The sequence below is a fragment of the Bradyrhizobium sp. Crot121 genome, from assembly GCF_059512385.1.
The window spans coordinates 1-408 of sequence record NZ_JCAMOR010000422.1 but is presented as its reverse complement, the minus strand read 5'-3'; the positions used below and the strand labels follow the sequence as shown (position 1 = coordinate 408).

The following is a 408-nucleotide window of genomic DNA, read 5'->3' as shown; positions in this document are numbered from 1 at the left end:
GAGCCTGTCATCGCAGTCGAGGATCGAGGCGAGGCCCCGCTGCGTCCACCGCAGCGAGGCCAAACATTGGGTGAAGCGGTTGGGGGTCATCCGATCAACTTCATGAACGCCACACCGGCACCGAACAGCGCGGCACCGGCGGTCATCCCGCCCACGGCGATCTGCCAAGGAGCGAGGGCCGCATCGCGCGATAGCTTGCCCTGCTCAGCCATCAACTTGTGCTGCTCAGCGACGAACTTGCGGGTCTCTTCCTGCATGCGCTCGATGCGCGCGACCTGCTCTTGTTGATCCATCGTGGTAGCTTCCGTCATCGGGGTTTCCCTCACAATCGGCCGGGGACAATCCGCTCAGCCATGTCCGCAATATGCGGACATTAGACGCCGGTGTCAACAGCAATGAGACCCGCTC

1 protein-coding gene is annotated in these 408 nt (G+C 62.7%); it reads right to left on the bottom strand.

The window, feature by feature from the left end; translation table 11 throughout:
* Positions 1-86: 86 nt before the first annotated feature.
* Positions 87-311, bottom strand: a complete 225-nt coding sequence (locus tag AC5ZGW_RS47280) for a hypothetical protein (protein WP_496114291.1) — start codon at positions 309-311, stop codon at positions 87-89.
* Positions 312-408: the final 97 nt, after the last annotated feature.

What these genes read in the sequence shown, in the direction of transcription:
- AC5ZGW_RS47280 (WP_496114291.1), bottom strand. Translation starts at nt 311, where the DNA reads ATGACGGAAGCTACCACGATGGATCAACAAGAGCAGGTCGCGCGCATC.